Genomic DNA, 22,231 nt, shown 5'->3' with positions numbered 1-22,231 from the left:
ACGAATAATATTGGTTAATACCGTTACTAATAGTCTTAAACGCACATAATAGATACTAAGTAATATACCAAAAAAGAGCGCTATTTATTTATCACAAATAGCGCTCATAAGACAGTTTCTGACTTATGTTTGACACATTTGGTAGTTACAAACGAGCAAGACTGACTGGCATACTTGCTCATCAAATATGCTTAGATACCTGTCATATTTGGTCTATTGTTCTAAGCGTTTGCTTTGAGATCCAAACGTGCTTGATGCAACAATGGCTCAGTATAACCACTAGGCTGTGCGCGTCCTTTGAATACTAGATCGCAGGCGGCTTTGAATGCATAAGAGCTATCAAAGTTATCTGCCATTGATTGATAGTCATTATCGCCTGCATTCTGCTCATCGACGACCTTGGCCATGCGTTTCATCGTATCCATCACTTGCTGCTCACTAACCACGCCATGATGCAACCAATTAGCAATATGTTGGCTTGAGATACGCAAAGTAGCACGATCTTCCATGAGACCGACATCATTGATATCAGGCACCTTGGAGCAACCAACGCCTTGATTTACCCAGCGTACGACATAACCCAAGATACCTTGAGCATTGTTTTCAAGCTCTTGCTGCTTTTCTTCATCAGTCCAATCGGTATTTTTCGCTAATGGAATGGTCAAGATGTCATCCAAGCTAGCACGCTCGCGTGATTTTAGCGTGTCTTGTACATCAGCTACGCTCACTTGATGATAGTGTATGCTATGCAAGGTAGCGCCCGTTGGTGATGGCACCCACGCAGTGCTAGCGCCAGATTTAGGATGAGCAGCCTTAGTATCCATCATCTCTTTCATTTCATCAGGCTTAGCCCACATACCTTTACCAATTTGCGCGCGACCTTGTAGGCCTGTCTCTAGACCGATATCGACGTTCCACTGCTCGTAAGCAGGCTGCCATGCTTGCGACTTCATCTCGCCTTTTGGTACAAATGGACCTGCATTCATGCTGGTATGCATCTCATCACCAGTACGATCTAAGAAGCCGGTGTTAATAAAGATAACTCGCTCTTTGGCTTGGCGGATTGCTTCTTTTAAGTTGACCGTCATACGGCGCTCTTCGTCCATGATGCCGATTTTGAGCGTATTGCGCTCTAGACCTAACAGGTCTTCAGATGCATTAAATAAGTCATTGGCCATTTTGACTTCTTCAGGACCATGCATTTTTGGCTTCACGATATACATTGAGCCTTGACGCGAATTTGATAGCTCGTTTTTGCCTTTAATATCATTAAGTGATAATAGTGGCGTGATTAAACCATCCATTAAGCCTTCAAATATTTGCTCTTGACCATCGCCCAAATCAACTAAGATCGCAGGGTTCTGCATTAAGTGACCGACATTACGGATTAATAATAGCGAACGACCTGGCAAGATCAGCTTGCCACCATCTGGCGTGTTATATTCACGATCTGGGTTTTGCTTACGTGTACGCGTTTTGCCGCCTTTTTCAAAGGTTTCTTGTAGGTCGCTATTCATCAAGCCAAGCCAATTACGATAGACTTCGACTTTTTCTTCTGCATCTACCGCAGCGACTGAATCTTCACAATCCTGAATAGCTGTCATGGCAGATTCAAGCAGTACATCTTTGATATTCGCTGGATCGTCTTTACCCACTGGATGACTACTGTCGATTTGAATCTCAGCATGCAAACCGTTGTTCTTTAACAGTACTCCTGTAGGAGCTTCAGCTTCCCCGACAAAGCCAACAAACTTAGCCATATCTTTTAGCTCGGTACTGCTATCACCTTGTACGACTTCTAGCTTGCTATCGACTACTTTAAAACCAGTCACATCATTGTAAGAACCTGATGCTAATGTAAAGTGCTTATCTAAGAACGCTTTGGCGTAAGCGACAACAGCAGCGCCGCGAGTAGGATTATAGCTACCACCCGCTTCTTGGCCATTGTCACTACTGATAACATCGGTGCCGTACAAAGCATCGTATAAGCTACCCCATCGCGCATTGGTCGCGTTAAGCGCATAACGAGCGTTACGAACTGGTACGACTAGCTGCGGCCCTGCGATGTGCGCAATTTCATCATCGACGTTTTTGGTATCAACCGTAAATGCTTCGCCTTCAGGTAGCAAATAACCAATCTCTTGCAGGAATGTCTTATAAGCTGGATAATCGATTTCGCCATCTTTTGCAGGATTATCTAGATGCCACTGATCAATCTGTGCTTGGATCTTGTCACGAGTTTCCAATAGTGCTTTATTGCGCGGGGTAAACTCTTTAATAACCTTTTCGAAACCTGACCAATAATCGTCTGAATCCACACCGACTTTCGGTAGTACTTCGTTTTCAATAAAGTCATATAACTGCTGATCGATGGCAAGACTGCCTTTTTGAATACGATTGGTGTTAGAAGACTGGCTCATATTGTTATCCTTATCTGTTCGTGAGGGGTACTAATACTGAGTTGTGACAGTAACTGTTTAAGATTTTTTAATCTTATGAGGTTTAAATGTTCATATCTCATTCGTTGTGGAATCTTTGATTCTCTAGTTTTTCTAAGAATATATATCTACAAATTTGATGTTCTAGTAAAAGGCAATCTATTGATATCAGGTTTACTCTTTACTAATAGTGAATCATAAAAGTAAGACGAAATGCTTAAATAGCAAAATCTCATCCTACTATCAAATAATAAAATTAACAAGGAAACACCATTCACTAAGTAAATACTTAGGCTGTTTAATAATGATAGTCTATAAGTGGCCTACTCTAGGAGCTATAATCATCATCTAGAAATTAGATGCAGCAAAATTAATATAAACAGTAAGTAATCATTGATACCTTTAATTATGCTTAACCGTTATCTATTAATAAATACCTATTGGTGACTGTCGGTTATTTAGCATCGTATCTAGGTCAGACTAACGATATAATTACTGGTATTACTATTCATAAATAAAGCTTCCTTAGACTATGACTATCAATCAACAAGACCTCACGACATTACAATCGACAGCAAATACGATAGATAACGATAATATCGAGAAAAATTCTGTCGAAGAAAATATCTCTCAAACTGTAAATAATAGTGCAGAAAAAGATCTAATCGAAAAAGAGCTGCCTGAAGAGGATAGCATCGATATTACGCATTTACGTACTCCTATAAAAGTAGATTTATCTCCTGTTTATAACTTTTTAGGTGCTCGAACCACGCAATCTTGGGTAGATGCCGCGATTGCAAACCTACCTATGATTATTCAAGACCATGCTAACTGCGAAAAAAAGGCCGCTGGCACTGCAATGAATTTGATATTTCGTTATGAGTTCTCTTATGACTTGCAGCGTAAACTTGCACAGCTGATACGAGAAGAGATGCTGCACTACGAGCAAGTACTGGGTATCATGAATGAGCGTGGGCAGGAATGGAAATATCTAAGTGCTGGACGCTACGCCAAAGGTATGTTGAAGCATAAACGCACTTACGAGCCAGCAGCGATGGTTGATGTATTAATAATTGGGGCATTTATTGAGGCGCGCTCTTGTGAGCGTTTTGCAGCATTGGCCGAAGTCATCGATGATGAACGCTTAGCAAAATATTATCGTTATCTACTCAAGTCAGAGAGCCGTCATTTCGAGGATTATCTCGCGCTTGCTCAATCATTGTCAGATGAGAATATCGATGAGCGAGTTGCTTTCTTTAAGGAAGTAGAGGCTGAATTAATAATTAGCCCAGATGCTGAGCTACGTTTTCATAGTGGTACACCTGCTTAAAGCCCACTCTTTACCTAAACCTACTATCTATATAATGTAGAAAGTAAAAATATAGTAAGCAAAAAAGGCACTGTGTTTGGTAAGAGTATATAACTCGTATCAAACACAGTGCCTTTTTATCTATGTGCAAATGCCTATTTATGTACAAATACTAATAGCTATTGATGTAGTGAGTTCTTACTTTTTATCTTCCATCAATGGACTGTCATACTGTTTGTTGCTCTTGGCGACATTATGCGGATCATGATCTTCTGTAGCCTTTTCTGCTGCGGCTGGATTTGCTTTCTGTAATGCATCATCAGGAACAATACCATTATTGTCATCTGCATCTTTCAAATTATGATCGTTATTGACGCTTTCGTTATGTGAGTTATTCATTGGTACTCCCTACTATGATAATTACTCGTCTAACCCAAGAAACACTATATATCTTTTGAGATTTACACCTATCTAATCTTTTTCATCAGGATTTAAGATACGGGTTTGTGCGTTATCAATATTGGCATAACGATTTAAATCATTAATACCCTCACTCTTTGGTGCTGCACTACCGACAGTATCTTCATTAATATTATCGTCAAATGCAGTACTTCCTTCTTGATCACGGCGATCTGGTTGGCGCGCTGGATTGTCATTATCATTTACGTGTTCTGAGTCGACCACAGATTCATCAAAAGTATCAGTTCCTTTGTTCTCAGTGGTATTTTTCTCAATTGCATTATGATCGTCAGATCCTAGTATCTTTGCCTTGTCTATTGCTGAGTCTTTGGCTTGCATTATCATATCCTCTTTTATATTTATAATTTTATCGATTTGGTTAGCCCGCTGTTATCTATAGTCCTTTACTCGTTACCTTTTTGGCTCAAGTCGTAGGCACTTAGTTCTGCTGCGTTCTTGCCACCAGCTGGAAGATTCTCTTCTTTACGTGGATCAGCATAAACTTCGTCGGTCTCTTGTGAGTCTTGCTCAGGGCCATCGATTTCAGGCTTGTGCTTGCGCCCTGCATAGCTATCTTTAGGGTTTTCTAACTCATTAGCAGCAGGGTCATCCACGATTACCTTTTCTTCTGTGTCTGTTACTACTGGTTCTTGCATAGTCATGGCGTATCCCTCGCTTTATTATTTGTTATTATTAATTCGATGTTTGATGTTTGATGTCGTAGATTACTTATCAGTACGTAGATCATCATCGATAAAAGGCGTTTGCTCTTCTTCGCTTAATGATTCAGGAGCATCAACCTTTTTATTCTCTGCTAAGTTCTTCTCAACTTCCTGACCATTTACCTGTTCTGCAGCTTGCTTGATATCTGAATTGTCATCGTTAGTAGTACTCATGATTTATTTCCTATTCTTATGATTTGATTACATGGTTTTAAAACATTAAATCGATATATGTTTCAAGACTGTACCAACGCCCAAATGAGTAACCAATACTTATCAAGTAGCGTCAGAATTGATATTAATTATAGGTATGACCTTGGGTAATGCACCAGTGTACTGCCGTATCAATATGTGAATAATTGTGAGGTTGCAAGTCAGTTTGTAACTTTTGCGGTTGGTGAGCACAAAAAACCAAGCACCAGTATTTACCAGTGCTTGGTCAGATAGATAATTGAATAGCTGATTATCGCCTAAAGGTGCTTTTAAGAATTAGCTAGACTCTTCGACACGATTAATCGTTTTTAATAAATGCTCTTGTGCGACGTGTGGCTCCTCACCTGCTGCTGGCTGTAACTGCTGCCAAACGCCAGTGCCATCAAGTGTCCACGCTTGCGTATTATCCTGTAAGTAGCTAATTAAGCCATCCTGATAAATCTGCTTAAATAGCTTTTTATTCTCAATCGGGAACGCCACTTCTACACGATGGAATAGGTTACGATCCATCCAGTCTGCACTACCGCAGTATAGACGCTCATCACCATCGTTATAAAAATAATAAACGCGCGTATGCTCCAAAAACCGACCGATAACAGAGCGCACAGTAATGTTTTCAGAGAGTCCTTTTACTTGTGGACGTAAACAACACATCGACCGCAGAATTAATTCAATATTAACGCCTGCCTGCGAGGCATCGTATAATTTATCAATGAGACGGCGCTCAGTTAACGCATTGGCCTTGATAATGATATGAGAACGTTTGCCCGCTTTGGCATGAGTGATTTCATCATCGATAAAGCTCATCAACTTCTCATGCAAAGTAAACGGTGCATGTAATAGTTTTTTGAGGTTGGCAGGCTTACCCATGCCGGTTAACTCTTGGAATATCTTGTGAACATCTTCTGAGATATCAGGATCGGCGCTAAACAGACCATAGTCCGTATAGACTTTGGCATTGGCCGCGTGATAGTTACCAGTGCCTAAATGAACATAACGACGGATTCGATCGTCCTCGCGGCGTACGATTAGCATGAGCTTGGCATGGGTTTTGTAGCCGACAATGCCGTAAACTACGACCGCGCCTGCCTCTTGCAAATAGTTAGCAACGGCAATATTAGAGGCTTCGTCAAAACGCGCACGCAACTCGATGACGGCCGTGACTTCTTTGCCATTACGAGCGGCGGCGGCCAGTGCCTTAACGATCTCTGAGTTGGTACCTGAGCGGTATAGTGTCTGCTTGATTGCCAATACTTTGGGGTCGCTAGCTGCCTGCCAAAGCAAATTGATAATGGGAGAAAATGCATGAAACGGATGATGCACGAGCACATCGCTTTTGCGCATGGCAGCAAACATACTGGTCGATTTGTCTGACTTGTCCATCTCTCGGCGAAATGCTTTGGGTATGGCGTGGGTAAACGGCTGATAGCGCAGCGCTGGGATATTAAAATCAAACAGCAAGCGCGTCAGATTGACGGGGCCATTGACACGGTATAGCTGATTGTCATGCAGTTCAAACTCATTGAGCAAGTACTCACTGATATGCGTCGGACAATCAGTCGTTACCTCAAGACGTACTTTATCACCGAAGCGGCGGTTTTCAAGCTCGCCTTCTAGTGCTTTGGCAATATCTTCGACATCATCGGCCAAATCTAAATCGGCATTACGTGTCAGCCTAAATTGGTGACAACCTGTCACACTCATTCCAGGGAATAGCTCACCGATATGCTCATGAATGATAGCGGATAGCATCACATGATGCTCTTTGCCACCAGTTAGCTCATCTGGCAGACGAATCACACGCGGCAGACTGCGCGGCGCTGGAACAATCGCTAAGTTAATATCACGTCCAAAGGCGTCTTTGCCTTCTAAAGTGGCAATAAAGTTTAAGCTTTTATTGACCAAACGCGGGAATGGATGCGCAGGATCAATGCTAATCGGTGTCAATACTGGTACAACTTGCTCGGTAAAATAACGCTTCATCCATGCAGACTGCTCGGCATTGAGCTCATCACGTTTTAGGTAGCGGATATCCTCGAGCGCAAGAGCGGGCAAAATATCTTCATTGAGAATACGATACTGCTCGCTGATTGCAGCATGAGTGATAATAGATATCTCGTTTAGCACTTCGCTAGGACGCATGCCATGAGCACTGGTCGATACATCACCGATGTTGAGTTTTTGCATGATGCCAGCGACACGTATCTCAAAGAATTCATCAAGATTGGATGAAAAAATAATGAGAAAAAACAAGCGCTCAAGCAGTGGGTGACGAGGACTGGCTGCCTGCGCCAATACACGCAGATGAAACTGTAATAAAGACAAATCTCGATTGATATAACTGCTGGGTGAATAGCTGCCGTCTTCTGAGCGTTGCCATTCAATTTCTGCTAAATTATTTGGGCTATTATCTACATTAATCTCTTTATCAATATTGTCGTTAGCGCCATCTTCAACATTATTAACGTCGATCATATCGTTAACATCACCACTGCCCTGATTGTTAGTTATCTCTACCACGTCACTACTCCTTTTGCGTTATCGATACGCCATCATCTTTTATCGTTCTGTCTTTTCTAGGGCCTGTCCTATTCTTATTCGAAATAGCCGAGCCTACAACATCTGATCCTATAATCTAGGGCGTGTCCTCAATTCAAACGAGTGTCCTCTAAATGGGTTAAAAACAGCTAAATTTTGCCAAACATCGTCAAATAGTTGGTCAATATCTCGATATTATCTGCACTACTTTCCTTGTTTGACGGCAATTTATCTCATTTTTATCACCATTTTTAAAATGAGGACACGCCCTAGCCCAGCCCTCATGCTTTATATTTATGAAGCTGCTTGCGGTAATACGGCATTTTTCATGCGTTTTTTGATAATACGTTGCTTGTTACGTAAACGCTTATCGCCTTGATTGTCTTCGTAGTACTTTGGATTGGTAAGCATTGCAATCAGAAGCGCTGACTCATCTCGGTTTAGATTGGCCGCAGACTTATCAAAATAGTGATGCGCTGCCGCGTCTATACCATAGATACCATTACCAAACTCCGCCACATTTAGGTAAGCGGTCATAATTCGCTGCTTGTCCCATAGCGTCTCAATCATCACAGTGATGATAGCCTCTTCAGCTTTACGCACATAAGAGCGATGCGAGGTTAGGAACAAGTTCTTTGCCAATTGCTGAGTAATCGTTGAACCGCCAGCAGACATTTTGCCTGTCTCTTCATTTTTCTTTTGTGCGGCTTTGATACCTTTAAAATCAAAACCACTGTGCTGACTAAACGTCGAGTCTTCACTCACAATCGCCGCTTGCTTGGCAGATTTGGCAATCGCATCATATTCAGCCCATGTCTGAGTGACTGTGCCGCCCGTTAGGCGATGCGTCAACATAAACATGCTGTTGTTAATTGGCTGTGTTTTCCAAATTAATAGTAGCCCAACGACCAATATATGGAATGCGACAACCAATAGCATAATTGCCAATAACAGACGTTTGATAAATGTGCCAAAACTTGCCATGCGCGATATCCGAGTGGTTAAAAAAGTAATAAGATAAGGTAGATACTCTATTAATGACTATGAGACATCAACTAAGAATCGATGATTATAAACGGGCCATTTATAGCCAATCATTAACTGCTGAGCATTCGTCATTAATAATGATCAATAGCAGGTCATCTTACCTAATCTCACAATCGCTGTCATTATTTACCCCACTTCTTTATGATGTAATGACCTTTAAAGTATTTTATGTTTTAGATAAGCGCGTGCTGAGCATCAGCGCTTTGCAATCAGTATGAAGATAAGAGATTACCCATGTACGATGATAATATAGAAGTATTACGAGCGCGTGTTATTGCAGCAAGCACAAGCCTAAACAGCACTGAAAATAACAATCAATGGTGGCTACTGGGCACCTCTGGTTGTCATTTGTGTGATATCGCTGAGCAAATACTTGCACAGTTTCAGTCGGTACAGCCAATCACTTACCAAAATGTCGATATTGCAGAATTTGATGAGGCGCTTATGATGGATTTTGCCACGTCTATCCCTGTGATTTTGACTCCATCAAAACGATTAGACTATCCATTTTCAGTCATGGATTTACAGCAACTGTTAGCTCACAACTAACGGCACTTTGTTTTGATGTTATAGAGCTTTTAAATTTCTTATATTAGAATATCTACCGCTAATTTTAGCTAGTATGGTATTTCAATATTTGCTAGACTACTTTTATATTCTGTTTGGTAAATTGATTATACTAATGCTAATGATTTACTGATCAATAATCTCAACTCTCTAACCTTGCACTCTGTTAAATCATATACATACAATTCTCAGCGAAAGCACCTAAGAGCAACTATTAGGGCGTGTTTAACACGCCTTAATAAATATAGTTAGCTGAATGTAAAACTGTTATGGATTTAAACGCGCTACTGGTATAAATTTTACTTGCGTGCTGCGTTCCCAGAGGCTGCGCAAAATTCATCCCAGTAGCGCTATGACATTTTTAGAGTGTATCGACTATAGTAATAACTTAGTATGACTTTAAAACCAGTAAAAAATAAGCTGGTATACACAACAATAAGGACTGTTAATAACAATAAGGACTGTTAATTATGTACACTTTCTTAGCCTTAGCGCCAATTCTCGTTGTATTCATACTACTCATAGTTATGCGCCTGCCAGCTAAGATATCTATGAGTATTGCCTATTTGGTGACAGCTCTGCTAGCCTTTTTCATTTGGCACGCTAGTGGTGCTCAGGTAGCGGCTGCTACTGTTAATGGGATTATTGTGGCACTTACTATTTTATTCATTGTATTCGCAGCTATTTTACTGCTGAATACGCTGAAAGAAAGCGGCGCTCTTGTCGCCATACGTAAGGGCTTTATGGATATTTCACCTGATAGGCGCGTCCAAGCGATCATTGTGGCATGGTTGTTCTGCTCTTTAGTAGAAGGTTCATCAGGATTCGGAACACCATCTGCAGTGGGTGCTCCGCTGTTGTTGGCTTTAGGCTTTCCAGCGATGGCATCGGTCATGGTTATTCTTATCATTCAATCTACACCCGTATCATTCGGTGCAGTTGGTACGCCTCTACTACTTGGCGTTTGGTCTGGTATTACTGATAAACAAGATTTAGCACAGTCCATTGCCCCTACTACTGCCGAAAATTATTTATTACAGATTACAGCTAACGTAGGCCTTGTACATGCGCTTATTGGGTTTTTGATACCTTTAATTTTAAGTGCTTTTTTGACAAGGTTCTTTGGTGAAAAACGCTCCTTCATAGAAGGGCTTAAAGTATGGCCATTTGCCATTTTTGCAGGTCTTTGCTTTACTATTCCTTATTTTTTGGTTGCTAAATTTCTAGGGCCTGAGTTCCCTTCACTCATTGGCGGTTTCATTGGGTTGTTAATTGTACTTCCCGCTGCTAAGCGTGGTTTTTTGATGCCTAAAGATACTTTTGATTTTGCCCCTCGCGCAAAATGGGACAAAGACTGGCTGGGTACTTTAGACGAGGTAAAATATGATGATTCAGCAACCCCAAAGTTCTCTTTAATTCGTGCATTTTCGCCCTATTTCATTGTGATTGCCTTATTGGTCATAACTCGAGTGATTGCACCACTCAAAGCTTTTCTGGTAGGGGATTTAACAACCATTAGCCTTACTAATCTTTTTGGTACAACAATCTCTAGTAAGATACAGCTCGCCTATTCTCCTGGTAGCATTCTAATTATTACTTCTTTATTATGTATTTTACTGTTCAAAATGAATAGCCAAGCGGTAAAGCGCAGTTGGAGTAACTCGGCAAAGACCATGGTTGCTGCCGCACCAGCTTTGCTATTCTCGGTGCCTATGGTACAAGTATTCATTAATTCAGGCTCAGCCGCTGAAGTCGCTACTGCGCTACCGGCTATGCCAATATTACTGGCTGAAAGTGCTGCCGATGCTTTTCAAAATGCGTGGCCGCTAGTGTCTCCATGGATTGGGGCAATGGGTGCTTTCATCGCCGGTTCAAATACTATTAGCAATATGATGTTTTCATATTTTCAATGGTCAACAGCCAATCAGATCGGACTCAATAGCGACCTTGCAGCACAAGTAATAGCCTTGCAAGCTGTGGGTGGTGCGGCTGGTAACATGATTTCGGTGCATAATGTGGTAGCTGCTTGCGCAGTAGTCGGCTTGGTGGATAAAGAAGGCTATGTGATTCGCAAAACACTGCTAGCGATGATTTATTATGTCGTGCAAGCAGGTTTGATCGGTATGGCTATCATCTTCGGTCAAATATGGTGGTGGGCTTTAGCCGTTCTCTGGCCCATAACATTCTTTGGACTGATGTCTTTTTGTGGCAAATTTTCCCGTAGAAAACTGAATGGACGATAATCAGGCAAGCTGACGCTATTAAACTAGATCTAGTAGCGTTAGGTTAAGGTTGCCTTCTAGTTAAAACATAACAGCAATAAGAGATAAACCTATGAAAGACTTAACTAAAATCACCGAAATCGAAGATCTGCGCCGCGTTGCTGAGCGTAAAGTGCCGCGTATGTTCTATGACTATGTCGATTCAGGCTCGTGGACTGAGACCACCTATCGTAATAACGAGACTGACTTTGACCGTATCAAGCTGCGCCAGCGCGTATTGGTCGATATGGATAACCGCAGTCTGGCAACGAGTATGATCGGTGAGCCAGTCAAGATGCCTGTAGCCATCGCCCCAACGGGGTTTACCGGCATGATGTGGGCAGATGGTGAGATACATGCCGCACGCGCCGCTGAAAAATTCGGCGTGCCCTTTTCACTATCGACCATGAGCATTTGCTCTATCGAAGATGTCGCCACTCATACTAGTAAGCCGTTTTGGTTTCAGCTGTACGTGATGCGCGATCAAGACTTTATGGCCAATCTGATTCGCCGTGCCAAAGAGGCCAATTGCTCAGCACTTATCTTGACCGCCGACTTACAAGTGCTTGGACAACGTCACAAAGACATCAAAAATGGTCTATCCGCACCGCCTAAGCCAACACTAAGCAATATGATCAACCTCATGACCAAGCCGCAATGGTGTATGAATATGCTGGGCACCAAACGTCGCACGTTTGGTAATATCGTCGGTCATGCACAAAATGTTGAGGATCTGTCATCACTCTCTGCTTGGACGGCAGAGCAATTCGATCCGCGTCTGAGCTGGGACGATGTGGCGCGTATCAAAGACATGTGGGGCGGTAAACTTATCATAAAAGGTATCATGGAGCCTGAAGATGCTATTATGGCGGCTCGCAGTGGCGCGGATGCCTTAGTCGTCTCAAACCATGGCGGTCGTCAATTGGATGGCGCGTTATCTTCTATCTCTGCCCTCGCAGACATCGTACAGGCAGTACAAGCCGAAAACAGCGATATCGAGGTATGGCTAGACAGTGGCGTTCGCTCTGGTCAAGATGTACTAAAGGCTATCGCATTGGGCGCAAAAGGCACGATGATCGGTCGCGCTTTTCTCTACGGATTGGGAGCGTATGGTGAAGACGGGGTGCGCCGCGCGCTTGAGATTATCTATAAAGAGTGTGATATATCTATGGCATTCTCTGGTCATACCGATATCAATACTGTCACGGATAATATCTTGGTAAAAGGCACGTATGAAAACCTCAAAGTGGGTCGTTTTTAGAGCGGCTGATTGTAGAACAATCAACGTTTAAAACCGGCTACACATAACATAATTTGCTCATACCCTTTATACTGTCTCTATAACTTTTTGATGACAGTTAGCCTTTATGACCATTCAACAATTATTAAAAACAGCGCCCGTCACTACCCTGCTATTAGCCAGCTTTATCGGGCTATTTGTCATGCAGCTAGTCACGGGCGTCGATGCCAATAACCCGTCAACTGAAGCGTTAGTTAAATGGGGTGCCAACGCCTTACCCTTAACGATGATGGATGACCCATGGCGCTTGGCCAGTAGTGCGTTTTTGCACATTGGTCTCATGCATCTACTATTTAATGGCTTTGCCATGTATTTCTTTGGGCAGATTGCCGAGCCGATGTTTGGCTCAGCCAAGTTTTTGGCATTGTTTTTGTTGGCAGCCATCGGTGGCAACTTGCTCAATAACTATGTCACATGGCAAAGTATCATAGAAGGAACAGGACAGCCCGGCCTATCAGCGGGAGCTTCTGGTGGTATCATGGGTATCGGTGCGGCGTTACTGATCGCTGCCCTGTTTAAAATATCGGTCAATGGCATGGTACTCAATCTCAAGAGCTTGATCATCATCATGGCGATCAACTTGGTTTATGGCTTTGCCGTACCGGGTATCGATAATGCTGGTCATATCGGCGGCGCGATCACAGGACTAGTGATTGCATTGGCTTTTGCGATTGGCTACCGTCAGCGTCTAGCCGTTGCTATACAAAACGCGGCTATTCAGCAGCAGCGCACATTAAATGCTTATCAAACCAAATATTCATACAGTGCTCACGACAACATACCCTATGATAGTCAGTATAGCGGTCAATATCGTGAACGACATGATAATCAAAGTCCGTATAATGCCACTCCTATCGAACAATCGCCTTATCTTAATTCTGATTCGACTGAGCAAGATACTGTGGTTGCTAACAATGAAACGAATACGGCAGACATATATGCTGAAAGCGTTACTGCTAACAATTCACCGTTAAACAATGGCACTGTTCATAATAGTATTGAACCCGAAGCACTTAAAAAACCCTCCATTATTTGGCAGCTCTTACCATGGCTTGCGATGTTACTTATCAGTATTGGTTTTGTCTGGTGGTGGCAAGATATTCACCAGCAATTACTACAAGTACTAAAAGCCATTGAGTAAATGCTCATAGTTATCTATCATTGCTATATAGCTGCCGAAAACCGCATACTGATTCGTTTTATTGCTTCCCATTTTAAACACGTTTTGCTTAATCGCACCACTCAGTTATTTATACTCACTTACGAGACCCAATTATGTTAAATCTTGCCGCGCTCCCTAACATCACTACACGTACTATGGTTAGTGCGTTAACCGCTACTGCTCTACTCAGTGTCGCTAGCTTGTCTAACGCTGCTATTTTTAATGAAAACTTACCGACTGACAAGGACGCTGAGTTCAGCGTTGGGGTCAATGTCATGGCGGTCAATTCAGCCTACGATCTCGAAGACAACACTGAAGTGCGTGTGCTGCCAGGGGCGTTTTATGACAACAATCGAGTGTATTTGCGCGGCGCGCAAGCAGGTGTCTATGCAATCAATGATGGCGTCAATCAGTTGTCGGCCTATGCCAATCTAGCAGGTAGCGAGTTCGATCCTGATGATGCCAATGGCGCGCTTCAAGGGCTTGATGAACGTAAGGCATCAGCAGAGGCTGGTCTTAGCTATCAACGCCGCACCCCTATCGGCGGCTTTCGCGCGCAGTTCGGTACGGATGTGCTCGATCGTAGCGGTGGCAATACAGCTCGCTTGACGTATCTTGCTCGAATCACCAAAGACAAGCTCACCGTCTATCCAAGCATTGGTTTTGAGTATCATGATGCTGACTACAACGAATACTATTATGGCGTCAGTGAAGAAGAGTCAGCAGAGACAGGTGTTGCTGCTTATAAATCCAACTCAAGCCTGAATCCGTATATCAATATCAGTGCCAACTATGACTTTAATGAGCGCTGGGCAGGATTTGCCAATCAAAGCGTAAGCTATGTACCAAATGAGCAGTACGATAGCCCAATGGTCGACTCACGTACTGAAGCAGCGACAACGCTTGGTTTGCTTTATAAGTTTTGAGGTTTCTAATAGATTTCATATGAAAGGGCTGAGCATTTTTCTCGGCTTTTTTAACGTGATAAGGTTATTTTTAATAAGTATTAGCAAGTAAATACACCTAACTAGTTTTATTATTAATTTTCAATAGGTTACGCTATTACGGTTGCAAATTAGTTACTATTAAATCCATTGTTTAAAAGCTAAAGCGGAATATATAAAAATGACTACAAACTTATACAATAATGAAGAAGTAGATTTAATTCCTAAGAGCACGAATGATAATCTAATCTTTAGCCATGATGCTATTAATGAAAAATATATAAAAGGCGAGGTTAGAATTGTCACTGAACAAGCCCGATACCCGCTTACAGCAGTCGTTAACATGGTCAATAGTGATGACTATATACTTAATCCTGAATTTCAACGGCGTCATAGATGGGATGTAACAAGAAAATCTAGACTTATCGAATCTTTTATTATGAACGTCCCAATTCCACCTATTTTTCTATATGAAAAAGAATACTCTGTGTATGAAGTAATGGATGGACTCCAACGACTAACAGCTATTTCCCAGTTCTACAAAGATGAATTTAAACTTCAGAACTTAGTCGAATGGAAGGAGATTAATGACTTAAAGTACTCTGAACTACCTGAACAAATCAAAAAAGGTATTGATAGAAGATATATTTCATCCATAATTTTATTACAAGAAACTGCTAAGTCAGAAGCGGAAGCTAATAGACTAAAGCAACTTGTTTTTGAAAGAATTAATAGCGGTGGTGAAAAATTAAAACCTCAAGAAATTAGAAATGCATTATACCCTGGCCCTCTGAATTATCTTACAATTAGCTTATCCCGAAATAAGTATTTCTGTAGATTATGGGACATACCAGAACCTGATACAATAGAGATTGAGACTGGAGAAGCTCGTCAAGAAGTAATTGATGATAAATATTTTAAAGATATGTCTGATGCAGAATTAGTATTACGGTTCTTTGCATATCGCCAAATTGAGCAATGGCAAGGCAATACTATGGAAATGTTTTTGGATGATTTTCTTAAGAAAGGAAATGAGCAATTTGATAACTCAGTTATTGTTAATCTTGAAGACGTATTTCAAAAGACTATTAGATTTGCCTACGAGTTATTCGATGTGAAGGCATTTTGGCTCCATAGAAAAAGAGAGACAAAGTGGTTTCATTATGAAAGACCTACTAAAATTCTCTATGATCCTTTAATGCAGGTTCTTACAAGAAACTTACCTAACAAAGATAAGATATTGAATAAAAGGGAAGATATAATTAATGGGTTAGAGGATTTTCATAAACAAGAATATGATGCATTCAAAGGCCGTGATACAAATAAAACTAAAGTTTTAGCGCGAATTGAAATTTTGGATAATTATATTAAAAGCTTTATAAATGATTAGTATACTTAATGAATTCCATAAAGAAATGGATTTGCTCAAGCTATATATAGACTTTCAGAATAGAAGCTATATAAATCAAGCAAAAATCGAACAGGGTGAGCCACACTCTACTCTTAAATACTTAACTACCTCCAAAATAAAACAATTCGACTTTAATTCACATATAATATCTATATATGGTGCTTATGAAAATTTTGTCGAACAGCTGCTTGCTAAATACTTAAGCTTAATTTGCTCATTAATTTCAAATTATAAACTACTACCAGAGGACATCAAGAGAAGTAATTTGAATAAGACTTTAGAAATAATAAAGCAAATTGATTATAGAAAAAATAGAAACTTTAAAGCAGAGGATTTAATTGAGACACTTCATAAAAATATAAATGAAGACTTCTCAATAGTTAATATTGATGCATTTAAAAATCATAATGCTAATTTCAAAATAGCTATAGTTAATTCTTATTTCTCAGAGGTTGGAATAAAAGACGTATCAACTATAGTAAGAAATTATGAACCTTTAAAAACATATATTAAAGATAATATAGTTGATGCGTCGTCAAAACCTAATAGTGTAATTTTTGAAAAATTAGAGTATATATGTGAAATAAGAAATGATATTGCTCATGGTGTCAGAAGTATTGAACTAATAGACAAGTCCATATTATTTGAACACATTGATTATATGAAAATATATTGCGAATCATTATGCGAATTAATACAAGATAATTATTTGAGTACCTTCTACGCCCAGACCTTAGAAGAGTTGGATGTTATTGATATATTTAGAAATAAGGTCTTATGTTTCCAGACAGAAGGTAAAATAATTAATAAGAGTTCAAAAATTCTAGTTAATTCTGATAACCATATTCCAAAGTATTTTTTAGCAAATATTGAAGAGATTCAACATGATAGTGTAAGTATTGATTGTACTAACGAAGGTAATGATATAAAGATTGGGGTTTTGTTAGATAGAAAGATAAAATCTACTATGAACTTTAAACTAATAGTATAAGAGCTTGAGCTTGTATTCATTTTACTTCATTAGTATTCAGTTAAATATTATTTCTTAGGGCTTTCTTAGAAAGAATGTTCAATATTTGCAAAAATAAATCTATAGAACAAAAAAAAGACCTTGCCACATTCTCATATAAGAAGTGACAAGGTCTTTTTATTTCTAAGCTTTTAGTGGCATAAATATGACGCTGCTAACAGAAAGACGAGTGAAAATGGCACTTATCGTACATTAAGCGAGCCTAACGCCGTAGCAGGTCACTACTTGGTCTACTGCTTACTTAGGATGTACCATATCAGCAGGAATGACCCACTCATCAAACTGCGCTTCAGTTAGTAGCTCTAGCTCAACCGCAACTTGCTTCAACGTTTTGTTTTCTTTATAAGCAGTCTTAGCGATTTTAGCTGCATTTTCATAACCAACATGACGGTTCAATGACGTTACTAGCATCAATGAATTGTGCAAGAAATCATCAATTTTGTCTTTTACTGGCTCGATACCAACGGCACAGTTTTCGTTGAAGCTGTTGCAAGCATCGCCAAGCAGCTTGATAGATTGCAACAAGTTAAACGCGATAACTGGCTTATACACGTTTAGCTCAAAGTTGCCTGATGCGCCAGCCATACTGATAGTGGTGTCGTTACCCATAACCTGAGCGACAACCATGGTCATTGCTTCTGACTGCGTTGGGTTTACTTTGCCTGGCATGATAGAAGAGCCTGGCTCATTTTCAGGAATCGTCAACTCACCCAGACCACAACGAGGGCCAGATGCCAACCAACGTACGTCGTTAGCGATTTTGTTTAAGCTGCCCGCTAGTGTTTTTAGTGCGCCTGACGCAAATACTTCTGCATCACGAGCCGCTAATGCTTCAAATTTGTTTGGTGACGTAACGAATGGCAAGCCAGTCAAAGTCGCTAGTTGCTCAGCTGATTTTACCGCATAATCAGGGTGGGCGTTTAGACCAGTACCAACCGCAGTACCGCCTAGTGGCAATTCATATAGACCTTGTAGCGCGTTGTCGATACGAGTCAATGCATGGTCAAGTTGGCTCACATAGCCGCTGAACTCTTGGCCTAGGGTCAATGGCGTGGCGTCTTGCAAATGCGTACGACCGATTTTTACGATGCTATCGAATTCTTTTGCTTTTTTGTCCAAAGTATCGCGCAATGCTTGGACCGCTGGGATCAATAAGCTGTTGATCTGACGAGCAGCAGCCACACGAATCGCCGTTGGGAAGCTGTCGTTGGTAGACTGTGCATGGTTGACATGGTCATTTGGGTGAATTGGCGTGTAGCTGCCGCGCTCAGAACCAGCGATTTCGTTGGCACGGTTGGCCAATACTTCGTTCATGTTCATGTTTGACTGAGTGCCAGAACCTGTCTGCCATACGACCAATGGGAACTGATCGACCAGACCACCATTGATGATTTCGTCAGCGGCTTGTACGATGAGATCACGCTTGTCGCCTTCGATACGCTCTAGGCTTGCATTGGTAATCGCAGCGGCTTTTTTGACCAGTGCCATCGCTTCAATCATTGGACGCGGCAATGTCTCGCCACCGATTTTGAAGTTTTCGCGGCTACGCTGAGTTTGCGCACCCCAATAAGCGTCAGCTGGGACTTCCACGTTGCCCATGGTGTCTTTTTCGGTACGAGTTGCCTGATTCTGTGTCGACATAACTACCCTCTTTACTGGTTTGTTGTTAAATAACTGAACGATAAAAAGTGCAACAGCTGCTGCACATAAACGGAAATACGATGTAAAGTGGCGTTATGATAGCATGACTAAGGCGTGTTGAATATTCACAAATAGCCTTGAGCGATGCCTAAAAACGAATGTCTAAAAACGTCTGTCACCACCAATCTGATACTTCATTGGATAAGATATCTATGCACTCTAAAATTATGCACTCTGAAACTATGCACCCTAAACCAATACGACCTGAGCCAAATAACTTTGACTCAAACAACCTTGATCCAAATAATTCGGACTCAAAAAACGCTGAAACATCTAAATCTGTCATCAGTAACCCGCCTAGACGGCACTTTACTCGCCAACGCCGCCAACTAACTGATGGTGAACGTAGACAGTTTGCTCAGTCTGCAAGCTTTCATCTGTCTAAGCTACAGCAGCGATTGCCAGCACATGCGCGTGTTGGACTGTACTATGATGGCTTTGGTGAGCTACCCACTCAGCCACTGTTAGATTGGTGCAAGCGCTTAGGCTATTTACCTTATTTACCAGTTGTGGGTTCTCTTGGTCGTACCAGCAATGGCAATAATGATAAACGATTGCGTTTTGTCCCTGTCTATCATTCAAAACTGGTCAATATCCCTACTCATGTTCATCAGCTTGGTATGAAACAAAATCACAGCCGCGCATTGCTATGGGCGACAGAATTAGACTTGATTATTTGCCCGTTAGTCGCGGTCGATAAGCATGGCAACCGTATGGGTATGGGTGGCGGCTTTTATGATACAACGCTTGGCAAAAGCTATCGATCAGGGGCTTTAAGGCCGTTAAAAATTGGCTGGTGCTATGACTTTCAAGTGATTGAACAATTAGTGCGTCAGCCATGGGATGTGCCATTAGACGGATTAATTACGCCAAGCGGCATAAGGTGGTTTAAAAGAAATCAGATCAAAATACCCAACGACAAAGCATCTAGCGCTGATAGTGTTGATACGTATTTGCAAGCATTAGGGAATGATAACGCTAGGGAAATGCTGTACTACAGTCAAGAACAAGCCTTTAGTTCTGTTGAGTTGGCAAGGGTAATTAATGAGAAACGCTTAAATGAGTTGCTGGCTGACAGTGATGCTTTTTTGGATAGTTTAAGTGGTAAGATTGGGGATTTTGGTGAGGGTGATAGTGATTAATGAACTGCTCATATTGCAATCAACACCTACCCAATCGCATCAAAATAGTAATGCATCTTGATCAACATAGTAGTGGCGGTTATCGATGCCCGCATTGCTCATACGATTTGGTTTCAAGATTTCAGTTATATCGCTTTAGATTACTCTCTATAGTGACTATGCTTGTCATCATCTTATCAGCGACACAACTTATAGGTCAGTATTTATATATTTATCCTTTAACTTCAGATCTACAACTTTTGTATCTTGCCTTAGTCGTCTGCTTAATAGGCTTATTGATATTTGCAATTATTTTACTAAGATTGCCTATCAATAAGCCAGAGACCTCATGGACTAAAAACAGCTTCTTCTTTTTAGGAGTGTTTCTATTGCTGCTAAGCTTAATCGTATTAACACTTGGCTCATTCACAGAGGATTCAGTAGTAGCAACTGTTGGCGAGATTTTATTTGTCGGTAGTTTGCTTTGGGTGCATGTTTTCTATTAACACTAATCAAAGCACCATCGCTGCAATCCAACCAAATGCCAGTAGCGGAATATTGTAATGCAAAAATGTTGGTATCACACTGTCTTTGATATGGTCATGTTGACCGTCGATGTTTAGACCAGAGGTTGGCCCCAATGTCGAATCTGACGCAGGCGAACCCGCATCACCTAGCGCGCCAGCCGTACCGATAATCGCCACAGTAGCCAACGGCGAGAACCCTAATGAAATACACAGCGGTACATAAATCGCAGCCAAAATAGGAATGGTCGAAAATGAAGAACCGATACCCATAGTCACAATCAAACCAATCAATAGCATAATAAATGCCGCCATCGCTTTATTACCAGCAAACAGTGACGCTGCTCCATCGACCAATGGCTGAATCTGCTCAGTCGCTTTCATTACTTCAGCAAAGCCTTGCGCGGTAATCATAATAAAGCCAATCATCGCCATCAGTTTGATACCGTCATTAAAGACGCCATCAGCATCACGCCACTTCACCACGCCCGTGGCCATGAACACACCGAAGCCAAACATTGAGCCCAGTAGTAGCGAATCAGTATATAGCTGCACCACAAAAGCAGTCACGATAGCAGCAAGTGCAACCAGCGTCTTTAGCTTGCTTTGCGACTGTGCGCCAGCAGCCGTTTTGCTTAATGCATCACCTTCTACTACTGCATCATGCGCTTGCTGATCTAACGCAATCTGCTGATACGCACGTGGCTTACGGTAGCTGATAAATACAGCAACCAGCAAACCAATTAGCATGCCCAACGCAGGAATTGCCATGGCTTGCACCACAGAGATATTGGCAACATCAATACCCGCTTCACCCACGTTTTTTAGCATAATCTGATTGAGGTAGATATCACCAAAACCATAAGGAATAAACATATAGGTGGTGACCAGTCCAAACGTAATCAGACAAGCAATTAGGCGTCTATCAATCTGCATGCGATTGAATGCTAGTAGTAATGGCGGTACCAGTAGCGGAATAAAGGCAATATGAATAGGGATTAAGTTTTGGCTAAAGCAGCTCATGGTAATGAGGCCTGCAAATAGCATGTACTTAATCATGCCACTCGTACCAGCAGCATCAATACGCTTGATAACCGCGCCTGCCAACGATTGTGGTAATCCCGAATGAGCAATCGCTACCGCAAACGCCCCAAGCAGTGCATACGACAACGCAATCTCTGCGCCATTACGGATGCCTTCTTGAAAAGCATTGAGCGTATCAGTAATACCAAGCCCTGCTAGCAGTCCACCTGCCAGCGCCCCGATTAATAAACTGAGCACCACGTGCACTCGCGAAAGTGACAGTCCTAGCATGATAATAACTGCTAGCAATACTGCATTGATGGCCATGTGTTGCCCCTTGTTCTTTATACTTTGGTCGTATTGAGACCTATGAATATTGAAACTGATGAATAGCGCTCGGTTGTCTAAAACATCTTAATAGTAGAGCCTGTTTTAGACGCGCGCCAGTTTACCTTATTTTG

General features: G+C 41.5%; 18 protein-coding genes. 9 read left to right on the top strand and 9 right to left on the bottom strand.

Annotated features, from left to right (window positions below; all coding sequences use genetic code 11):
• Positions 1-221 precede the first annotated feature (221 nt).
• Positions 222-2,420 (bottom strand): malate synthase G, encoded by a 2,199-nt coding sequence (locus JMX07_RS09450; RefSeq protein ID WP_201607617.1) that lies wholly within the window; start codon positions 2,418-2,420, stop codon positions 222-224.
• Positions 2,421-2,970: 550 nt separating this feature from the next.
• On the opposite strand from JMX07_RS09450, the gene JMX07_RS09445 reads away from it, so the two are divergent.
• Positions 2,971-3,768, top strand: a complete 798-nt coding sequence (locus tag JMX07_RS09445; RefSeq protein ID WP_201607615.1) for a tRNA-(ms[2]io[6]A)-hydroxylase — start codon at positions 2,971-2,973, stop codon at positions 3,766-3,768.
• 177 nt (positions 3,769-3,945) lie between these two features.
• Here JMX07_RS09445 and JMX07_RS09440 read toward each other — a convergent pair whose 3' ends face one another.
• From JMX07_RS09440 to mtgA, 6 genes are all read right to left on the bottom strand, one after another.
• A complete protein-coding gene (locus tag JMX07_RS09440) occupies positions 3,946-4,146 on the bottom strand; it encodes a hypothetical protein (RefSeq protein ID WP_201607614.1) in 201 nt (66 codons plus the stop codon).
• A gap of 72 nt (positions 4,147-4,218) precedes the next feature.
• Positions 4,219-4,545: a hypothetical protein gene (locus JMX07_RS09435; protein WP_227679310.1), complete on the bottom strand. Its 327-nt coding sequence runs from the start codon at positions 4,543-4,545 to the stop codon at positions 4,219-4,221.
• Between the two features lie 65 nt (positions 4,546-4,610).
• Complete coding sequence (locus JMX07_RS09430) at positions 4,611-4,868, bottom strand: hypothetical protein (RefSeq protein WP_227677011.1); 258 nt, start codon at positions 4,866-4,868, stop codon at positions 4,611-4,613.
• 63 nt (positions 4,869-4,931) lie between these two features.
• The gene (locus JMX07_RS09425; RefSeq protein ID WP_185156594.1) at positions 4,932-5,102 is read right to left on the bottom strand and encodes a hypothetical protein; all 171 of its coding nucleotides are present in this window, start codon (positions 5,100-5,102) and stop codon (positions 4,932-4,934) included.
• A 315-nt stretch (positions 5,103-5,417) separates the two neighbouring features.
• Positions 5,418-7,616 (bottom strand): polyphosphate kinase 1, encoded by a 2,199-nt coding sequence (gene ppk1 / locus JMX07_RS09420; protein WP_201607631.1) that lies wholly within the window; start codon positions 7,614-7,616, stop codon positions 5,418-5,420.
• A gap of 357 nt (positions 7,617-7,973) precedes the next feature.
• Positions 7,974-8,663 (bottom strand): monofunctional biosynthetic peptidoglycan transglycosylase, encoded by a 690-nt coding sequence (gene mtgA / locus JMX07_RS09415; RefSeq protein WP_201607613.1) that lies wholly within the window; start codon positions 8,661-8,663, stop codon positions 7,974-7,976.
• A gap of 297 nt (positions 8,664-8,960) precedes the next feature.
• Between mtgA and JMX07_RS09410 the strand changes: the two genes are divergently transcribed.
• The 7 genes from JMX07_RS09410 to JMX07_RS09380 all read left to right on the top strand — a co-directional run bounded on the left by JMX07_RS09410 (position 8,961) and on the right by JMX07_RS09380 (position 17,362).
• Positions 8,961-9,275: a glutaredoxin family protein gene (locus tag JMX07_RS09410; RefSeq protein WP_201607612.1), complete on the top strand. Its 315-nt coding sequence runs from the start codon at positions 8,961-8,963 to the stop codon at positions 9,273-9,275.
• 488 nt (positions 9,276-9,763) lie between these two features.
• Positions 9,764-11,536, top strand: coding sequence for an L-lactate permease (locus tag JMX07_RS09405; RefSeq protein ID WP_093071257.1), 1,773 nt, complete (start codon positions 9,764-9,766; stop codon positions 11,534-11,536).
• Between the two features lie 91 nt (positions 11,537-11,627).
• Entirely contained in the window at positions 11,628-12,815 is a 1,188-nt protein-coding gene (locus tag JMX07_RS09400; protein ID WP_201607611.1) for an alpha-hydroxy acid oxidase, read from the top strand.
• 106 nt (positions 12,816-12,921) lie between these two features.
• Positions 12,922-13,995: a rhomboid family intramembrane serine protease gene (locus tag JMX07_RS09395; RefSeq protein WP_201607610.1), complete on the top strand. Its 1,074-nt coding sequence runs from the start codon at positions 12,922-12,924 to the stop codon at positions 13,993-13,995.
• Between the two features lie 134 nt (positions 13,996-14,129).
• Positions 14,130-14,942: a MipA/OmpV family protein gene (locus JMX07_RS09390; RefSeq protein WP_201607609.1), complete on the top strand. Its 813-nt coding sequence runs from the start codon at positions 14,130-14,132 to the stop codon at positions 14,940-14,942.
• Positions 14,943-15,141: 199 nt separating this feature from the next.
• Positions 15,142-16,350 carry a DUF262 domain-containing protein gene (locus JMX07_RS09385; protein ID WP_201607607.1) on the top strand — a complete coding sequence of 403 codons (1,209 nt, stop codon included), beginning with the start codon at positions 15,142-15,144 and terminating at the stop codon, positions 16,348-16,350.
• Positions 16,343-17,362, top strand: coding sequence for a HEPN domain-containing protein (locus tag JMX07_RS09380; protein ID WP_201607606.1), 1,020 nt, complete (start codon positions 16,343-16,345; stop codon positions 17,360-17,362). The genes JMX07_RS09385 and JMX07_RS09380 overlap by 8 nt, the downstream gene beginning before the upstream one ends.
• 276 nt (positions 17,363-17,638) lie before the next feature.
• Here JMX07_RS09380 and fumC read toward each other — a convergent pair whose 3' ends face one another.
• The gene (fumC, locus tag JMX07_RS09375) at positions 17,639-19,042 is read right to left on the bottom strand and encodes a class II fumarate hydratase (protein ID WP_201607605.1); all 1,404 of its coding nucleotides are present in this window, start codon (positions 19,040-19,042) and stop codon (positions 17,639-17,641) included.
• Between the two features lie 212 nt (positions 19,043-19,254).
• On the opposite strand from fumC, the gene JMX07_RS09370 reads away from it, so the two are divergent.
• Positions 19,255-20,244, top strand: a complete 990-nt coding sequence (locus JMX07_RS09370) for a 5-formyltetrahydrofolate cyclo-ligase (protein WP_227684753.1) — start codon at positions 19,255-19,257, stop codon at positions 20,242-20,244.
• Positions 20,245-20,735: 491 nt separating this feature from the next.
• On the opposite strand, the gene JMX07_RS09365 is transcribed toward JMX07_RS09370, so the two are convergent.
• The gene (locus JMX07_RS09365; RefSeq protein ID WP_227684752.1) at positions 20,736-22,097 is read right to left on the bottom strand and encodes a Na+/H+ antiporter family protein; all 1,362 of its coding nucleotides are present in this window, start codon (positions 22,095-22,097) and stop codon (positions 20,736-20,738) included.
• Positions 22,098-22,231 lie beyond the last annotated feature (134 nt).

Source organism: Psychrobacter immobilis, from assembly GCF_904846235.1.
In the GTDB taxonomy this organism is placed as follows: Bacteria; Pseudomonadota; Gammaproteobacteria; order Pseudomonadales; family Moraxellaceae; genus Psychrobacter; species Psychrobacter immobilis_C.
The sequence above is the reverse complement of the archived record's forward strand: the minus strand, read 5'-3'. Positions and strand labels throughout refer to the sequence as shown.